The 13,828-nt window shown below is 55.6% G+C and carries 13 protein-coding genes; 10 read left to right on the top strand and 3 right to left on the bottom strand.

Annotated elements, in window-relative coordinates:
- Nucleotides 1-68: 68 nt before the first annotated feature.
- The 5 genes from VHE34_RS23820 to VHE34_RS23800 are packed head-to-tail and all read left to right on the top strand — an operon-like array spanning nucleotide 69 to nucleotide 4,631.
- The gene (locus VHE34_RS23820) at nucleotides 69-452 is read left to right on the top strand and encodes a hypothetical protein (protein ID WP_325592597.1); all 384 of its coding nucleotides are present in this window, start codon (nucleotides 69-71) and stop codon (nucleotides 450-452) included.
- A gap of 22 nt (nucleotides 453-474) precedes the next feature.
- Nucleotides 475-1,023 carry a YceI family protein gene (locus VHE34_RS23815; RefSeq protein WP_325592595.1) on the top strand — a complete coding sequence of 183 codons (549 nt, stop codon included), beginning with the start codon at nucleotides 475-477 and terminating at the stop codon, nucleotides 1,021-1,023.
- A gap of 8 nt (nucleotides 1,024-1,031) precedes the next feature.
- Nucleotides 1,032-1,925, top strand: coding sequence for a DUF5777 family beta-barrel protein (locus VHE34_RS23810; RefSeq protein ID WP_325592593.1), 894 nt, complete (start codon nucleotides 1,032-1,034; stop codon nucleotides 1,923-1,925).
- The gene (locus tag VHE34_RS23805; protein WP_325592591.1) at nucleotides 1,922-3,568 is read left to right on the top strand and encodes an ABC transporter ATP-binding protein; all 1,647 of its coding nucleotides are present in this window, start codon (nucleotides 1,922-1,924) and stop codon (nucleotides 3,566-3,568) included. The genes VHE34_RS23810 and VHE34_RS23805 overlap by 4 nt, the downstream gene beginning before the upstream one ends.
- On the top strand, nucleotides 3,558-4,631 hold the full coding sequence (locus tag VHE34_RS23800; RefSeq protein WP_325592589.1) for a glycosyltransferase family 4 protein: 1,074 nt from the start codon (nucleotides 3,558-3,560) through the stop codon (nucleotides 4,629-4,631). The genes VHE34_RS23805 and VHE34_RS23800 overlap by 11 nt, the downstream gene beginning before the upstream one ends.
- Before the next feature lie 48 nt (nucleotides 4,632-4,679).
- Here VHE34_RS23800 and VHE34_RS23795 read toward each other — a convergent pair whose 3' ends face one another.
- Nucleotides 4,680-5,783 carry a glycosyltransferase family 4 protein gene (locus tag VHE34_RS23795; protein ID WP_325592587.1) on the bottom strand — a complete coding sequence of 368 codons (1,104 nt, stop codon included), beginning with the start codon at nucleotides 5,781-5,783 and terminating at the stop codon, nucleotides 4,680-4,682.
- Nucleotides 5,784-5,848: 65 nt separating this feature from the next.
- Between VHE34_RS23795 and VHE34_RS23790 the strand changes: the two genes are divergently transcribed.
- A complete protein-coding gene (locus VHE34_RS23790; protein ID WP_325592585.1) occupies nucleotides 5,849-6,796 on the top strand; it encodes a hypothetical protein in 948 nt (315 codons plus the stop codon).
- Between the two features lie 14 nt (nucleotides 6,797-6,810).
- Here VHE34_RS23790 and VHE34_RS23785 read toward each other — a convergent pair whose 3' ends face one another.
- The gene (locus tag VHE34_RS23785) at nucleotides 6,811-7,971 is read right to left on the bottom strand and encodes an amidohydrolase family protein (protein WP_325592583.1); all 1,161 of its coding nucleotides are present in this window, start codon (nucleotides 7,969-7,971) and stop codon (nucleotides 6,811-6,813) included.
- Nucleotides 7,958-8,704, bottom strand: coding sequence for a class I SAM-dependent methyltransferase (locus tag VHE34_RS23780; RefSeq protein WP_325592581.1), 747 nt, complete (start codon nucleotides 8,702-8,704; stop codon nucleotides 7,958-7,960). Before VHE34_RS23780 ends, VHE34_RS23785 begins: the two co-directional genes overlap by 14 nt.
- Before the next feature lie 71 nt (nucleotides 8,705-8,775).
- Between VHE34_RS23780 and VHE34_RS23775 the strand changes: the two genes are divergently transcribed.
- From VHE34_RS23775 to VHE34_RS23760, 4 genes are all read left to right on the top strand, one after another.
- Nucleotides 8,776-10,278 (top strand): B12-binding domain-containing radical SAM protein, encoded by a 1,503-nt coding sequence (locus VHE34_RS23775; protein WP_325592579.1) that lies wholly within the window; start codon nucleotides 8,776-8,778, stop codon nucleotides 10,276-10,278.
- A gap of 118 nt (nucleotides 10,279-10,396) precedes the next feature.
- The gene (locus tag VHE34_RS23770) at nucleotides 10,397-11,164 is read left to right on the top strand and encodes a class I SAM-dependent methyltransferase (protein ID WP_325592577.1); all 768 of its coding nucleotides are present in this window, start codon (nucleotides 10,397-10,399) and stop codon (nucleotides 11,162-11,164) included.
- A gap of 6 nt (nucleotides 11,165-11,170) precedes the next feature.
- On the top strand, nucleotides 11,171-12,319 hold the full coding sequence (locus VHE34_RS23765; protein WP_325592576.1) for a radical SAM protein: 1,149 nt from the start codon (nucleotides 11,171-11,173) through the stop codon (nucleotides 12,317-12,319).
- A complete protein-coding gene (locus tag VHE34_RS23760; RefSeq protein WP_325592574.1) occupies nucleotides 12,316-13,827 on the top strand; it encodes a hypothetical protein in 1,512 nt (503 codons plus the stop codon). The genes VHE34_RS23765 and VHE34_RS23760 overlap by 4 nt, the downstream gene beginning before the upstream one ends.
- Nucleotide 13,828: the final 1 nt, after the last annotated feature.

The raw sequence follows: 13,828 nt of genomic DNA, 5'->3' as shown, positions 1-13,828 counted from the left end.
TTTAACCGTCTGGCGCCGAGGGCTTAATTTGCCAACAGCACGATGGCGCCAGACACAATCAATAGAACATGAAGCATCCTAAATTCCTCCTGACAATCGGCCTCATCGGCGCCGCCGTCCTCTACCTCGCCGGCTGTACCAAACAAAGCGAAGACAAATTAAAAGGCGCCACCACCTGCGACACGACGGCAGTATCCTACTCCCTGCAAGTCCTGCCCATCCTGCAAAACAACTGTTACGCCTGCCACGGCGCCGGAAGCACGGCAGGCAGCGGCGGCATCGACCTCAGCACGTATACAAAACTTAAAGTATATGCAGACAACGGCTATCTCGTCGGCAACGTGAGCCACAGCCCGGGATATGTCGGCATGCCCTATGGCCAGCCCATGCTTCCTTCCTGCGAGGTCAACACCATCGCAGCCTGGGTCCACCAGGGAACAAAGAACAATTGATAATCGAATAACAAAAATGAATATGAAACTCCCCCTCTTCGTATCTCTCCTTTTACTATCGCTCATCCGTCCCGCAACGGGCTATAGCCAGCTATATTCCACCCGTACCGGCTTCATCGGCTTCTACTCGAAAACGCCGCTCGAAGACATCAAGGCGGAGAACAACCAGGTATATGCCATCATCGACGGCGGCAAGAAGAACATTGCGTTCACCCTCCTGCTGAAGGGCTTCATTTTTCAAAAAGAACTGATGCAGGAACATTTCAACGAGAATTATGTCGAAAGCGACAAATACCCGAAGGCCAATTTCTCCGGCGCCTATACCGGCGACGTCCCGCTCAACAAGGACGGTGTCTACAAGGTCACCGTCAAAGGCAATCTCAATCTGCACGACGTCACAAAACCCATCGAAGTGCCGGCCACCATCGAAGTAAAGAACGGCCACCTCATCGGGCTGTCCGACTTCAAATTGAAGCCCGAAGATTTCAACATCTCCATACCCTCGCTGGTTCGCGATAAGATCGACAAGGATATCTCGGTAAAGGTAAATATCGACTGCACCACTAAATAACTACACTCATGACTATCCGAAAAACGCTCTGCATACTCCTGCTCACCGTCGCTGCAAGCCATCTACAGGCCCAGGACACCACCTTGCTCAATATGCTCAATGACTCCCTGGCCGTACATAAGGGCAAGACCTATGTCACCGGGACCTTCAAGGCCGAGCATATCATCAACGCGCAAACGGTGGAGTCTCCGGCCAACGGCAACCTCAATTTCGTGATCCAGCACCGCTTCGGCCAACTCAACAGCGGGGCCTACAATTTCTTCGGCCTCGATAACGCCACCCTCCGGCTTGGCCTCGACTATGGGCTTACCGACGATCTGTCCATCGGGGTAGGGCGGAGCAGCTATCTCAAAACGTTTGACGGCTACTTCAAATACAAGATCCTGAAGCAGACCGAAGGTCCCCAGATGCCTTTCACTGTCGACATTTTAGGCACTATCACCAACTACACCCAGAAGGACGAGACAAAACCCTACCTGGATGCCAATTACCGCACGGCCTATTCGGCGGAGCTGCTGATCGCCCGTAAGTTCAGCCGGGCGCTGTCCCTGCAGGTGACGCCGACCTACCTGCATTATAATCTCGTTCCCACCGTCGCCGACAAGAACGACCTCTTCGCGCTCGGCCTCGGCGGTCGCATGAAGATCACAAAAAGAATGAGCGTCAATGCCGAATACGATATCGTTCCCAAGAACCAGGTGGTATCCACGACGGTGCACAATTCCTTCTCCCTGGGCTGGGATATCGAGACCGGCGGACACGTTTTCCAGCTGGTATTCAGCAACTCCCAGAGCCTGGTGCCTACGCAATACCTGACGCAAACCGCCGGCACCTGGGGTAAAGGCGATATCTTCTTTGGCTTTAACATCTCAAGGAACTTCAATTTGAAGAAGAAACGGTGATCAGAAAGATCCTTTACTTGCTGTCCGGTCAGGAGAAACGGCGGCTGGCGGGGCTGATAGCGGCAAACGCGATCATCAGCATCGTGGATATTGCCTCCCTCGGAGGGTTGCTCTATATCGTAAATCACCATTCGACGAAGCTGATCGGGCTATTCGCGGCTTTTTTCGTAGCAAAAAGCATTCTCGGGTATTTCGTCCTGCAGGCTCAGTCCAGGTTCGTCTTCTCGGTGGCCTCACGCATTTCCGAATCGAATATGTTGCAGTACCTCGAAGGGGGATACCCGGAGTACGTCAGCATTGACGCGTCCGTGCATATAAACAAGATCCGCCAGCAGCCGATCGAATTTTGCCAATACGTGCTATCGGGCGTTCAGCAGATGCTTACCGAAGGGATGCTGGTGGTTCTTACGATCGCGGCGATCATGCTGTTCAATATAAAGCTGTTCCTGCTGCTGACCTTGCTGCTGCTGCCGGCCGTCTTTCTGCTGGCAGGATTTTCCCGGTGGAGATTGAAGGCTGTTCGCGGAAATATAAAGACCAGCAGCGAAAAGAGCCTCCAACATCTGCGGGAGGCACTGACGGGATACGTCGAGAGCAACGTCTACCAAAAGAATCTGTATTTTTCACAACGGTATGCCGGCTATCAGCGCACCTTGAATATCCATCTTTCCGAACTGCAGATCATCCAGGGAGTTCCTACCCGGATCATCGAGGTCTTTGCCGTTCTCGGCCTGGTCGTTCTCATGGCATTGGGTCCATCGGCCGGGAATGGTAATGCCGTCCCTTTTGTCACCCTGGGGGCTTTCCTGGCAGCGGCCTATAAGATCATCCCGGGGATCGTGAAGATCCTCAATCTCAGCGGGCAGGTAAAGACTTTCCGGTTCACCGTTGACGATCTGTACGAGGGATCACGGAAGTTCAGGTATCCCGATGCCCGGCAGCCGGGCGGTGCAATAGAGACGATCGCTTTTAGAAAGGTCGGATTCCGGTACCAGGAGACTCCGACGGTGCATCGTCTGGATTTCTGTCTCCGTCCCGGTGAAATGCTGGGGCTGTCCGGAACCTCCGGCAGGGGAAAGACGACCATTGTCAACCTGCTCCTCGGCTTTCTAACCCCGGATGAAGGACAGATCCTGATCAACGGCGAGGAAGCACGAACGGCCGACCGCCGGCAGTTTTGGAGCCGCATCGCTTATGTAAAACAGCAGCCTTTTTTATTGCATGATACGGTGCAGAAAAATATCACGATGACGGACGGGGTTGTCGATACCGGCCGGTTGGAGGAGATTGCCGGAATCGTGGGATTGGATAAACTGACGGGAACCGCCCCGCATGCAGGCAAACCTGGCGACACCGCCCCTCACGAAGAAGGCGGCGGGATCATGACGAAGTTGATCACCGAGAACGGCAAGAATATCAGTGGCGGGCAGCGGCAGCGCATCGCCTTCGCCCGGGCCTTATACAAAGATGCCGATGTGCTGATACTGGATGAGCCTTTCAGCGAGCTGGACGAAAGGGCCGAACGGCAATTGCTCGATCACTGCCTCCGGCTGACCCGGCAAGGCAAGATGATCCTGTTCATTACCCACAAGAAGAATAATTTGTCTCTTTGCCACAAAACCATTTTGTTGGATGAAGCATAAGCCGAAGACGCTGGTCATCTTATCCCCAGGATTCCCTTCCGACGAAGCAGATACGCCCTGCCTGCCGGCCCAGCAGGTATTCGTGAAGGCGATAAACCGGAACTATCCGCAACTCCGGGTCGTGGTCATTGCCTTTGAATATCCCTTTCGCAGGGACGATTATTGCTGGTTTGACAACAGGATCATCGCGGTCGGTGGGTGGAAGGATGGCTGGATCAATAAATTCCAGACGATGAGAACGGTCTGGAAGCTGTTGAACAAATTGCGTAAAAAGAACGAGGTGATCGGCCTGCTCAGTTTTTGGCTCGGTGGCTGCGCCCTCGTAGGCAAATACTATTCGAAAGCGAAGGGGCTGCCCCATCATACCTGGATCCTGGGGCAGGATGCCCGGCCGGGAAACCGGTTCGTCCCCTTGGTGCGGCCCACAGCGGGCGATCTGATAGCCATGTCCGATTTCCTGGCAAAGGAATTCAAAAAGAATTACGGGATACGACCCGCCCATATCATTCCCAATGGCGTCGATGCCTCTCTCTATGGGCCTGCACCTGCCGTCCGGGACATAGATGTGCTGGGCGTCGGTTCGCTCATTCCGTTGAAGCAATATGAACTTTTTGTCGCCGTTATCCACCGGCTCTCCCGGATCCTGCCGGGCATCCGCGCCGTCCTGTGCGGGAAAGGGCCGGAGCGCGATCGATTGATGCAATTGATCGAAAAGCAAGGTCTGCAAGCGAATATCGAGCTGGTGGGCGAGAAGCCGCATGCCGAAGCCATCGGGCTCATGCAGCGCACCAAAATACTTTTGCATCCTTCCTCCTATGAGGGATTCAGCACCGTATGCCTGGAAGCGCTGTTCGCAGGCGCACGCGTGATCAGCTTTTGCGACCCGGTCGGTTCCCGCGTAGCCAACTGGTATATCGTCGCCGGTGAAGAGGAAATGACGGCACGGGCTTTGTCGCTGCTGCAGGACTCCCGGCTCCGCTTTTCGCCGACCCCCGTCTATACGATGGACGACAGCGCCAAAAAGATCGTAGAGTTGTTCAATTATAGCGAGACGAAGACCTGATGGATGCCGGCCGCTATAGGGAGACGGAGACCTGATGGATGCCGGACGCTATAGCGAGACGAAGACCTGATGGATGCCGGCCGCAATGACTTCAAAGGATAGCGCTTCCCGAAATCGCCGCAGCACTTTTTCCCGCTCGACGGCGGGGTCGCAGGTTGTGATTCGGTCCATGGCCCTGAAAAGGGAGTCGGCGTCGCCCGGAGTATACAGGATGCCACAGCTCCCGTTACCCGTCATTCGCCGGAAGGAAAGGATATCCGTCAGGACGGGGATGCAGCCGCAGGACATTGCCTCGCAGACGGCATAACCGCTGCCTTCATAATGCGATCCGGAAACGATATAATCTGCAGCGTTATAATAAGCTTCCATTTCATCATGGGTTTTTTCTCCCAACAACACGACGCGTCGTCTTACGCCGGGCTCGCGGTTCAGCAAATCCTCTATGTCCGGTAATAGCGCCTGCGTCTGGAAGATCATATACAACTGGGCCGCCGGCGCCACCCGGGCAAATCGTAAAAAAGCCCGGAGAACCGTAAGCGGATCCTTGTTGGCGTCCAGCCGGCCCACCCACAAAAACAGGGGACTGCCCTCCATGCCCGTGCATTGCCGGGCGCCGGCGCGGTCGCTCAAGGTAAACACCGACGAGGCTTCCATGATCTCCCGGACCTTGCCCGCCCGCCGGATGATCCGCCTGCTGATCCACTCATCGCCCATTTCCCGGGCCGTAAACAGATATGCACTGACAAAAGGGTCCGAAAGCCGCTGCAGCCATCCTCGCAGACCCGTACCCGGCTTTTCCGCGTGATTCTGCACAATTATCTTCGCCCTACGGCCCAGCCGCCATCTCAACAACAACACCTGCAACGGGAAATTCATACCCTGCACAAGCACGACATCGGGTTTGAACTGACGGGTAAGCCGATGCAACCGCAAAGCAGCCGTCAACCGACGTCCGTCGAAATCCGGGAAGCAGTGATAGACTCCGCGGAGAGGGTAGTCGCCGCCAAACCGGATCCGGTCGATACTGATAACGGTAAAATACCGGCTCAGCGCTTCGAGGACCCCGATATAGGGCCGGACGCGGAAAAGCCAATCTTCCGGCCGGCTGTATTGTGATTTCTTTGTATAAGTGAGACTGACTATTACAGGCATCCTTTTTATGAAAACGGGCGTTTGTTATAAAAGGATGCTTTCGCATCCCTGATAATGTATTGTTTATGAAATTAGGCGCCGCTTTTGGAAAACTGTTGTCCGGAGAATCCATCATCCGGGAATTTCTCACCATCGGCATCGATGACAATGTCCGGGAAAAAGCCTATCTCCGGGCCGACGATCAGCTGCTGGAGGTCACCCGTAACCAATGGTTGCTGGGCCTCGACCCGCGGGTGATCGGCGTCTGGAGCGATACGCCCATTCCCGCGGCCGGCGCTTATACGCTGATCTTCCGCGACACTCCTGCCGAATCCGCATCGACGGCCGGCAATCGCGCCCTTGCCATCCTCCAACTGGACTATGTCGACCGGCTGGTCGAGAACAACGGCAACCTCTTCCTCTTCCGGGTCCAGTCTTCGGCGATACATCATATCGACGGGATCCGGCTCCGCCTGCTCTACCGGAAGTGGTATAAAAAACCGGGCGTCGATTTCGAACGCACGAAAGCCGTTGCGGCGGCCTATACCTATCCTCGCCGGGTCCGCATCATCTCTTTTCAGCTTGACGGCAATTATAACTATATCTTCCCGATGGATCTGCTGGCCGACATAAAGACTTCCGGCCGTTACCTGCTCGGCATGCGCCATTCCAATCAAGTGCTGACACGAATCATGGATTCCCGTAAGATCGTCGTCGCCGAGGCGCCCGCGAAATATAAACCCGTCATCTATCAATTGGGCAGAAACCACAGTGCTGCACCGCCATCCCTCGATGAACTTCCCTTCGGGACCCTCACCACCAGGGACTTTGGTTTTTATGTCCCCGAATGGGTGGAAAGCTACAAAGAGGTCACGATCGATAAGATGATCGATCTCGGCAGCCATATGCTCCTCTGCGGTCAATGGAAGGAGGACGTGCAGCTGAAACCGGCGACGCCGAGGCTGCATCATATCCATTTCCTGCACTTTCTTTATTTGAAAAGCAAAGGCGTCACTTACCCGGTTATTCAATAGGCGCCGGATGTGGCTCAACGGTCATTGGCCGTCAGCATCGCGGGAAATTCTGCCGCCGGGCAGTAGTGTTTTATCTCCGCCATCAACCCGGGCACATCGCCCACCACATATTTTCGCCCGCAACGCGTAAAATCAAAATCCAGATCGCCCATCCCAGCTTCCATCAGCATGTCCCGGATGCTCACGTCGAAGAGCAGGATCCGCCCCTCGTGCAACACCAGCAGCAGGTCTTCCGGATCAAGGCCGAAGAAGGCGTCCATTCCCACAAGACCCGGTTTAGGCCGGGCGATCACCAGGTCGGCCCGGGATCCCTTCGCCAGCACGCCCCGGTTGGCCATGCGCCATACCGCTGCCGGGACGGTCGTGAGCGCTGCAAGCAATTCGGTGTCGGTCATTGCTCCTTCATTGCGGGCTTGCCGGATCTGCTTCCAGTGGTTCCAACCGGCGGTCAGCGTGCTGTCGGTGCCAAATACGATGGGCACCCGCTTCTTCAGTTTTGCGATCGGCGCCGTGCGGTGGAGCAGGAAGTAATTGGAGGTGGGACACCATACCAGCCCCCGAAATGCGGCAGCCTGCTCTTCAGACATCGCTACGCCATGCACGCCGATCAATGGCCGGTTGAACAGATTCCAGCGAAGTAACGAGTCGATCTCCCGTTCCGAACGCTTGTCCGTTCCCTCGCCGGTATGCAGGACAAAAGGATGATGATCGCTGAGCGGCCGGTTAAGCTTCCATCGCCAATTGCGCTCGAAACCCACCGAATGCAGATTATGACAATCCTGGAAAACGGTGACCAGGCCCAGCGGAACATTCAACTTCACTCCATGGTTGACGACGGTGGTGAACCCATTGAGCAGGTTCTTATAAACGCCCCACAGTACCCGCAAGGGCTTCGGGATCTGCAGCACGGCGTCGATCTTTTCCTTGTCGACGGTATGAATGTCCCGGCCCCAGTCCCTGTAATCGGCATAGGCGCCATTGGCAAGGGCAGGGAAGAGATTGAAGTCGAGATGGTCGTGGGAATTGATAAGGCCGGGAAAGACAAGCGCGCCGTCAAAGAATAAACCGTCATCCCCACCTTCCGAAGAAGCACGACTGTCGACGATGGCCATTCCTTCAACCAGAATATCCCTCGGCAGATTTTCACCTGGAAAGCGCAAGTTATTGAGCCACATCGGATCTCTTTAGGTGAATGCCATAAATGATGGGTACACCCTGAAACCGTTGATAAGTCGCCAATGCCTGTTGCTTTTCATAGTACGGTCTCATCGACTCATCGACGTGTTTTTCGACCACGCTGATCTCGCGCAAACCCAGTTTGGCGGAGATCGCACGGATCTTCTTTATCGGATAGATATGATTGCGGATGGCGATGACCGAGCCCCCGGCGCGGAAGCTCCGCTGGCCACCCCTGGCCAATGCCGCAGGATGATAGTCGGTGATGATCATCTCTCCGCCCGGCCTGAGTACCCGGTTCCACTCTTTAAGTGCGGCCACGATATCGGGAATATGCGCGATCGTCAGGGTCGAGAGCACAACGTCGACGCTGCCCGCCGGCAATTCGGACAAGAGCCCGCCCTGGAACAGATAGGTTTCGGCCTGCGGGTACTTCTGTTGAAGGATATCCAGCATGCCGGAGGATACGTCATAACCCACCAATCGGGCGGGCCGGTACGACAGTATTTTGGCCCAATGCCGCCCCGTGCCGCACCCGATGTCGGTCACGACACTGCCCCTGAGTGCGACGCATGTGAACAGATCCGAACAGATCCTCTCATCCAAAGCGAGCATTAGATTGTCCGGTTGCTGATCATAGCTCTGCGCCCAAAGATCGTAAGCTGCTGAGGGTTCTTTCTCCTTCCGGCGGCCAGGCAGAAGGGTCTCTTTGATTTTGCGTAGTATAGGCATCCTTTCCTATAAAACGGACGTTTATTCTCGCGGGATGCCTGGAACAGGACAAAATTTAGTAAGGATATACCATGTGTAAGATATTGTTATTCAATCCAAGAAGTGCCACTTACAAATTCAGGATACCAAACTCCATCTTACAGATAGCCGCGTCTGTGGATGATCAGTACGAATGGGTCGTCGTCGACGGTAACAGGGAGACCGATCCGTACAAAAGGATCAGGTCCTGGCTGGCCACCGGCGAATTCAAATACGTAGGCTTTACCGTCATGCCCGGCCCGCAGCTCAAAGAGGCGATCCCTTTCTCCCGCCGGATACGGGAAGAATTCCCGGGCGTCGTGATCATCTGGGGCGGGTACTTCGCCTCCAACCAGCACAAGGTGGTCTTGCGAAGCGGTTGCGTCGACTTTGTGATCAACGGCCCCGGCGATCATGCCTTCCCGGCACTCATCGATGCGCTGGAGAACAACAAGCCCTACGAGCTGATAAAGAATTTGATCTACCAAACGGCGGAGGGCAAGATCATCAAGACCCCAAAAGAAGACCTCATCGATCAATCCACCTTGCCCCGGCTTCCGTACGACAAGTTGGACAAATACTACTCGCTGGAAAAATATCTCGGCAAGACCTATCTTGGAGACCGCACCCTCGCCTATCATTCGAGCATGGGCTGTCCCTTCACCTGCAGCTTTTGCGCGGTGGTGCCCATTTACGAAGCCCGCTGGAAAGCAAAACCCGCCGACCAGGTCTATGCCGATGTCCGGTATATGAAGGATAAATGGGGCGCCGACTCGATCGAATTCCACGACAACAACTTCTTCGTATCCGAGCGGCGCACCGCCGAGTTCGCCCGGCTGATCAAAAACGATAACATGATCTGGTGGGGCGAAGGCCGCATCGACACCATCGACAAATACAAAGACGAGACACTCTCGCTCATGCGCGAATCGGGCTGCAAGATGATCTTCTTCGGCGCCGAAACAGGCAACGACGAGATCCTGAAGAAAATGGACAAGGGCGGTACCCAGTCAGGCGCGCAGATCCGGGCCTTCGCCGCGCGGATGAAGAAGTTCGACATCATTCCCGAATATTCCTTCGTACTCGGGACTCCGGCCGAAACGCCTGAAAAAGTGATGCAATATATCGACCAGGACATCGCCTTCATAAAAGAGATCAAATCCATCAACCCGGACACCGAGATCGTGATCTATACCTACAGCCCCGTGCCGACCGAAGGATCGGAACTGTTCAAAAAGTCCCAGGAGTCCGGGTTCCGCTTCCCTGAAACACTCGAAGACTGGATCAGCCCCCAATGGGAGAACTTCGATCTCCGCAAGAATCCCCTCACTCCCTGGCTCACGCCCGAAATGATCGACAAGATCCGCAATTTCGAGACCGTGCTCAACGGCTATTACCCGACCGTATCGGACATCCGCCTCAGCGCGGTAAAACGCAAATTCATTCATGCCGTCTCTTCACTTCGTTATAAAACCAACCTATATCAATATCCTTATGAGATCAAACTGCTGCACAGGCTTTGGCGCTACCGGCAACCGGAGATCCAGGGATTCTGACGCCAGGTGCGGGAGCTCTCCCGGTACAGGAGCTAATTTTTAGCTCGCGGGCATCCTTTAACAAAAAAACAACGTTTATTCTGTCGATAACCTTGATGCCACGATTAAACCGCACGAAATGTATCTTCCGGACTCGTCTATATTGACCAATATACAGGTACAAGGCCATACCCGGCTCAGGGAGATCCTCTTCGAAAAGAAGTACATCCAGGTCCGGGCATTGGAAAGCCGTTTGTACACCGATGACGAGCTGGTGTGCCTCCCCGAGATCGCTCCGAGCCACCCCCGGTACAAAGAATGGCAGGGGAGAAGCCAGTCCTGCCGCCGGCTGGTCCGGTATATCTCCCGCAGAAAGGCCGACGTTGACATCCTCGAGATCGGCTGCGGCAACGGATGGCTCACGCATCAGCTGGCCGAGATCCCCGGCTCGGCGGTGGTCGGCGTAGATATCAACTTCACCGAGCTCCAGCAAGCCGCGCGCGTGTTCAGCAATGATCCCAACCTCCGGTTCATCCATGGGGATATCCGCTCAGGCCTCCTCGACGACCGCCGCTTCGACTTTATTCTCCTTGCCGCCACCCTCGAACATTTCCCCTCGGCAAAAAAGATCCTCCATTTCTGCCTTTCCTACCTGAAACGCGGCGGAGAGATCCATATCATCGATACGCCGTTCTGCAAACCGGAAGAAGTAAAGATCGAAGAAAGAAGGACGCTGGCCTACTATACTTCCTTCGGCTACCCCGAAATGGCCGAGTATTATTTTCACCATACCCTGGACGATCTCCGATCCTTCCGTTATTCCATGATGTATAACCCGAAGGATCTTCGCCACTGGTTCCAGCGGAACAAAAGACCCCTTCCCTGGATCAGGATTTGCAGCAAGTGAGGCTACATGCCGGGATTCGAAGAACGCTGTATCAGCATCCGGGACAAGGAAGGCCGGATGCAGGCATCCCTTGTACAAAATTTTGCGTTTAAAGGAATTATGAGCATGCCCGAACTGGTCCATACCCTCCGGCGGTATCAGACACTGCAAACCGGCAGGATAACTGCCCTGCCGATCGTCATCCTCATGCCCCACAGTGCCTGCAACTGCAAATGCGTGATGTGCGACATCTGGAAAGGCAATCACAACCTGAAGCAACTGACGGAAGAAGACGTCGAAGGCCTTGTCGTCGGCCTGCGCCGCTATGGAACCCGGCAGGTGCTCATGTCCGGCGGCGAAGCCCTGCTCAACCCCAATTTCTTCCGGCTTTGCGCCATGCTCAAAAAAGAGGATATCCGCATTACGCTCCTCTCCACGGGCCTGGCCCTGGGCCGGCATGCCGACAACATCCTCGAATATGTCAGCGATGTGATCGTGTCCCTTGACGGCGACGAAGAGCTGCATGATACGATCCGGAATATCCCCGGCGCCTTCCGGAAGATGAAGCAGGGCATCCTGCAGCTTCATGCACAGCGTCCGGGTTTCACCGTTACCGGCCGCACCGTCATCCACCGCCTCAACTTCCGGCGCTTGCCGGCGATCATCGAAGCGGCAAAGGAATTGGGCCTGCACCAGATCAGCTTTCTCCCCGCCGACGTTACGAGCGAAGCCTTCAACCGGTCCAACCCGTGGGATGAGCCGAGGCAACACGAGATACTGCCCTCGCGGGAAGAGCTCCCCGAGTTGCTAAGCATGCTGGACTCTGTCATAGAAGACTATGCCCCGCTGTTCGCCAGCCGCTACATCGCCGAAGCACCGGCAAAGCTGCGCAAGATCGGGGAATATTACATGGCTTCCCACGGCCAGAATCCCTATCCGTATAAGAAGTGCAATGCCCCCTGGGTCTCTACGGTGATCGAAGCGGACGGAACCGTACGACCCTGTTTCTTTCTGCCGCCCCTGGGAAATATCCACGAACAGGATCTCCCTGCCATACTGAACAGCCCGGAAGCCATCGCCTTCCGGCGCACCCTCGACATGGAGAAGAATGAAACCTGCCTGCGCTGCGTATGCTATCTGAACCTTTCGCCACGAGCAAAACTGAACAAAGGATGATCCCGGCAAAAGCAACACTCCCGCTACGCGTCGTCTTTCCCATATTGCTGGCGTATACCGCCCTAAGCATCCCCGGTCATTACTACCATGAGCTGGGACTGGAAGAGGGTCAGCAATACCTTTTCGCCCGCGACAGCCACTCACTCGCCGGCCTGTATCACAACATGCGATACGAGGGTCATCCGAGAGGCTGGTGCGTGCTGCTCTATGGGATCATACATTTCATCACCCCCAGCCTCACGGCCATCCGCATCTTCCACCTGGCGATCACGATCACGACGGTCTATCTCTTCCTTCGCTTTGCCCCCCTGCGGCATTGGATCAAGATCGGGTTTGTCTTCGGCTACTATTTTCTCTTCGAATACAATCTCCAGGTCCGCAGCTATGCGCTGGGCATTCTCCTGCTTTTCGCGACTTGCCGGCTGCTCGCCGACCCCGCCAGGCACCTTCCCTTTATTGCCGTTCTGCTGCTCTTGCTGTGCAATACCGATATTTTTTACGCCTTCGCCGCCGCAGGCATCTTCCTCTACCTGGTGATGGGGTATGCACGGGAGAACCGCCTGTTCACGGCGCCGGTCTGTCTGTTGACCGTATTCTTCGTGCTGGGATTGACGTGTACCTGTATCCAGGCGCAGATACCACGGGAAGACTACATCGTTCACTCCCGGGTGGGCGCCGGTCTTTCACGCGAGAACCTGTCTTCCGCTTCGCTGGCGCTGGCGGCAGGCTGGCTGCCCCTTCCCGGCGACCCGGCACATTTCTGGAATACCTTCTGGATCGGAAGACCCGGTCCCGTCGCTATCCTGCGGACCGTCCTCGCCCTTTTCTTCCTGTTGTTCCCGGTGGCCCTGCTCAGAACCCATACCCGCGCTCTCGTCTTCTACTATTTCAGCCTTTTCCTTCTCCTGGGCTTGCTGATGGCGTCAGGCTTTGGCGCCGCCCGCTATTTTGGAATGGTGGTGATCTACCTGCTTGCGGCATGGTGGCTGGCGGGTAATGAAGCGGGCGGAGTTCTGCCGGTGAGGCCGGTCCTGCGCCCGGTGATCGGTATCGTCGTCTTAGTGCAACTGGCTGCGGGGCTCTTTGCCTGGGAACAGGATCTCGCCCGGCCCTTTTCCCAGGCCAGCAATGCCGTGAGCTGGCTGAAGGCCCGCGGGCTGAACGGTCAGCCCGTCGTCGTCAACGGGTACATCGCCGGTCCGGCGTTGTCGGTCTATTTGGGGAAGAAAATAGAATATCTCAATACCGGTGGCGAAGGAAGCTTTTGTCTTTGGCGGCAGTCCTATTTCCCAACGCACGCCGGGACAATCGCCGGACAGCTGGCGGCCATGCCGGATCTGTCCCGCCTCGACAGATTCCTGCTGCTGTCTTCCTCAGCCGTTGATCGATCGCTTTTGACGGACGGGGCCGCCGGTTTTCGTTTCGCGCCGTTACAACGCTTCACCGATGGTATCCTCCCCACCGAAGACTGCTATATGTACCAGGCAACCCGAATGATGGAACATTAAA

This window comes from Puia sp. (assembly GCF_035546395.1).
In the GTDB taxonomy this organism is placed as follows: Bacteria; Bacteroidota; Bacteroidia; order Chitinophagales; family Chitinophagaceae; genus Puia.
Note: the sequence above shows the minus strand (reverse complement) of the source record. Positions and strands in the feature narration are given on the sequence as shown.